This is a genomic window from Rubellimicrobium sp. CFH 75288, from assembly GCF_009904055.1.
In the GTDB taxonomy this organism is placed as follows: domain Bacteria; phylum Pseudomonadota; class Alphaproteobacteria; order Rhodobacterales; family Rhodobacteraceae; genus Rubellimicrobium.
Window position 1 is genome coordinate 1 of sequence record NZ_WYDP01000041.1, and the last position, 3,803, is coordinate 3,803.

General features: G+C 65.6%; 3 protein-coding genes. All 3 read right to left on the reverse strand.

Translation table 11 applies throughout. The features are described from left to right. A partial coding sequence (locus GT358_RS16210; RefSeq protein WP_166583672.1) for a PD-(D/E)XK nuclease family protein occupies positions 1-680 on the reverse strand: 680 nt, incomplete at its 3' end. Then, positions 658-1,605, reverse strand: a complete 948-nt coding sequence (locus tag GT358_RS16215) for a YafY family protein (RefSeq protein WP_166583673.1) — start codon at positions 1,603-1,605, stop codon at positions 658-660. The genes GT358_RS16215 and GT358_RS16210, both read right to left, overlap by 23 nt. A 51-nt stretch (positions 1,606-1,656) precedes the next feature. Continuing rightward, a complete protein-coding gene (locus tag GT358_RS16220; protein ID WP_166583674.1) occupies positions 1,657-3,669 on the reverse strand; it encodes an AAA family ATPase in 2,013 nt (670 codons plus the stop codon). Between the last annotated feature and the right edge of the window lie 134 nt (positions 3,670-3,803).

Below are 3,803 nucleotides of genomic sequence, written 5' to 3' on the forward strand. Positions count from 1 at the left end.
CGACGTTGTTCAGGCCGAACTATGTGGTGAACGGCTTTAGGGTGGTGTTTCTTCGTGGTGTCCCGATAGCAGCGAAGCTGGCCGTCCGTAATAACATGTTCAAACTTGGCCTCGACAACCAGCACCCGCTCTCGATCTTGGGCATCCCGCCACAGGAACTTGAGATCGATCCGGCGCCCATCCATCGCGGGGACTTCAGAGAAGACCTCCGCAGATGCCAAACAGCCTCTGTCAATGCCAAGTTCGGTGTTGCCAAGGCCCAGAGCCCGCAGGAATGCCCCGATCCGAAGCGCCCGCGCTTGGGCTCCGCCAGCATTCAAAAGCCTCGCCAAGGTCTCGGTCGCGATCCTTTCGGAAAGGGACATTTTCCAATTCAGGCGTGGCTGCATGAGGCTGCTGTCGGGGCGGTCGAGTCCCAAGAGATACCGAGCGCGACCGAGGCTTGCTTGACGCTGCCAGAGCGGTCGATTGCGGACGAACGCTTCGATGAGCGTACTTGCTCCACCCAAAAGCCTTTGCGTTGTCTCGATGATTGACATTCGTTCGTTGTTGAAGATTACCCGTCTCGGGACACGACATCTCACCGCGTTCAAAGCCTCGGGCGTCACTTCAAATTCCGGCTCTGGTTTCTTGCCTTGAGGCATTTCAAGTTCCTGATCAACGCGAATGCTTATGAGCATCAATGATTTCGACCCTATCCCCCCATCTTGCCAGATACCAAGCCATTTCCTGCCGCCCTCCGGCGCGGAACCGCACAACCAGCGATCCGTCTGGAAGTCGCTCGGTTTCCTGCCGCGGATGGAACACATAGGTCGCGGCTTCGTCCGCCACTTCGGGCAGGAAGCGCCATTCGAGGTCCTGCGGCTCCTCGCGCCAGATGCCGAAGCTTTCGGCCAACCAATCCTGCAGGTCGAAGCCCTCGGGGCGTTCGAACACCTCATCCTCCAGGTCGATCCGCTCGAACCCGGCCAGCGCGAACAGGCGCAGGTCGTCCTGGTATTCGCTCCAGGCCAGCAGGTATTGCCGCCCTTCGCCGAACAGCATGGCAATCGGGCCAAGGCGCGTATTGCGCGAGAGCTTGCCAGAACCACGGGCGCGATGGTCGGCCGAGATCATCACCCCTGCAAGGATTGCGTCGCGCAGCTTGCGCAGGATTTCGGGTGCGATGCGTTCGCGCGGGCCGGGGCGGAAGGCCACGCCATCGGCCATCAGTTGCGCCTCGAGATCGGCGGCGATGCGACGGCGGCGGTCGTCTCGAAACATCGCCTGCACCTTGGACAGCAGCCGTTCCAGCGTCTCAGCGGTGTCGAGGTCGCCCTCGCGCCGCGCGATGCTGGCGGCCCGGTGCCCGGCCGTCAGTTCGTCGACGGTGGGCTCCACCATCTTACCCAGCGCGCCCGGCGGAAAGCGCCAGTATTTCTGGCCGTTCACACCGGGGCGCTCCTCGAGTTGGGGAAAGGCGCGCAGCACGGCATCGCGCATCCGCTCGGCCGTGCGCCGGGACACGCCGAAGGTCTGCTCGATGTCGGCGATCGACACACCTTCGGCCGAGCCCTGCATCATCACCGCCAGCCGCAGCAGATCTTCCTGACGGGAATAGCGCATGATGCCTCCCTTGCCTTCAGGGACGAGCCTTGCTGTTCCGGACGCCACCGGTCAACGGCCGAAGCCGATGGACCGCGCCGCGCCTTCCTTCGCCGCGGACTCGCGCCGCAGTTCGGCCAGGATCGTCGCCGTGTCGTCCTGACCAAGGGCGCGCATCCGGCGTGCGACGTTGGCGAAGTCGCCCGGGGCCAGCCGGTCCAGCGCCGCGACCTCTGCCGGGACCGGCGCTGCGAAGTGCGCGGCCCAGGCAAGCGGCAGCTGATCCGGGCGCAGCCAGTCGAACCGGATGCGGAAGGTGAAGCGCCGCTGCGTCGCCGGGTCGAGGTGGTTCGCCAGGTTGGTGGTGCAGACGAAGGGGAGCGGATGGCTCTCCATCCAGGTCAGCATCTCGTTGACCTGGCTTACCTCCCACTGGCGGACGGCGTTGCGCCGGTCGGCGAGCAGGCTGTCGGCCTCGTCGAAGATCAGCAGCGCCCCCTCGGCCCGGGCATCCGCAAAGGCGCGGGCAATCGCCTGCTCGGTGCCGCCGACCCACATCGACAGCAGGTCCGAGGCCCGCTTCTCGATGACGGGAAGGTGCAGTTGCCGCGCGAGGTGGCGGGCCCAGGCGCTCTTGCCCGTTCCGGCCGGACCGTCGAGGCAGAAGGACAGCCGGGGCAGTTCCGGGGTGGCGGTCAGTCGCGCCTCCAGCAGGGACAGGCTGGTATCGGTGTTCGCCAGTGCCGGAACCCACAGAACCTCCGAGTGGTGGCGGGGCGGCGGCGCGACACCCCCGTTGGTCAGCTTGGCCGACGCCCCGAGGACCTGCCTGAAGGTGTCGATCCCTCCACCGCAGGCCCGCGCGACCCGCATCGCGTCCGCCACCAACGCCGGAGCATGATCGTGGAAGTCCGCGAGTGACGTGATCGACGCGACATCCTCCGTCGCTACATGCCGATCCGCCAGGCGTTGCCAGATCCGTTTGCGGATCTGTCCTGCGGGCGGGCGCATCTCGGCCGAGAAGGTCATCCGGCGCAGAAAGGCCGGATCGCAGGGCGCGATTGAATTGGTTGTCCAGAGCGTGGGGACCGGATTGGTTTCCAGCAGCCGATTGGCAAAGACCTTCGACGTCTGACCTAGCCCGGAGAAGGGAAGAATGATGCCGTTCCCGAACAGATCCTCCATCTCATCCAGCATCAGCACGGTGTCGCGCCGCGATGCCAGCATCCGGCCTGCCATGCGCAGTTCGGCCAGGCGCTCGCCCCGAGACGGCTCCTGGCCCCTCTCGTCTGCCTCGCCGATCGCGCGCAGGCGTGCACCCAGTTCGCGGACCAGAACCTTGCAGAACTCGGTCTTGCCCGTCCCCGGCGGCCCGTAGAGCAGGATGTTCACCCCGGGCATGCCCTCGGCGAGGGCCTTCTGCAGGAGCTTCCGCATGATGGCTGCACTGTCGCCCAGCCCTTGGAAGTCACTCCATTCCGCCTCCGGCGGTGGGGCTGGGGGGAACAGGAGTGCGACAAGTCCCTCGATGTCACCGAAGTCGGTCGTCAGGGCACTGGCGAGGCGGTTCGACACGGACCAGGACATGTCGTGGCGGGACAAGATGGACCCATCGGTCTGCAGCAGGCCCGAGACTGACAGACGGGCATCGGGCCGGAGTGCCGCCCGGATCTCCGTGTGGTCGGCCCCTACGAACAGGGCGATCAGGAAGGGCAGCGTCACATCCCGCGTCTGGAGTGCCTGGTCGACGACATGTTCGAACATGTCGAAGCTGTGATAGCTGGCGAAGAACTCGAGGATCCGCGCCTCCACGTCGGTCAGGCCGAAGTGCTGCCCGAGGCGCGCAGCGTTGATCCGAACGAGGTTTTCCTCGGGGGGGCCCTCGCCGTTGCGCAGGTCTCCCAGTAGGCCCCGCACTCTCCCCCACCAGGCGGCCCCTGGCCGGGTTCGCGGCCGTTCCGGGCATTCGACGTCGGTCAGGTATTCAATCCAGCCCGGCACCTCCTTGGCCACCTTGCTGCAGGGGCCGAAGCGATTGGCAAGGACGGCGACGAGCTCAAGCGCAAGATGTTTTTCCGTGGTCATCTTCTCTCTCCGTCGATGAAGAGAGGATGGAGCACATGTCCGTCAGAAACGGACATATCGGCTGAGGAGGCCGCGGCCGAGACCGAGGCGCGCATCCTCGTGACCCTGCTGGAGGCGGGCAGCGGCAACGGGCC

Excerpts from the sequence above, each read along its gene's own strand:
- GT358_RS16215 (WP_166583673.1), bottom strand. The coding sequence starts at position 1,605 with ATGCGCTATTCCCGTCAGGAAGATCTGCTGCGGCTGGCGGTGATGATG.
- GT358_RS16220 (WP_166583674.1), bottom strand. The coding sequence starts at position 3,669 with ATGACCACGGAAAAACATCTTGCGCTTGAGCTCGTCGCCGTCCTTGCC.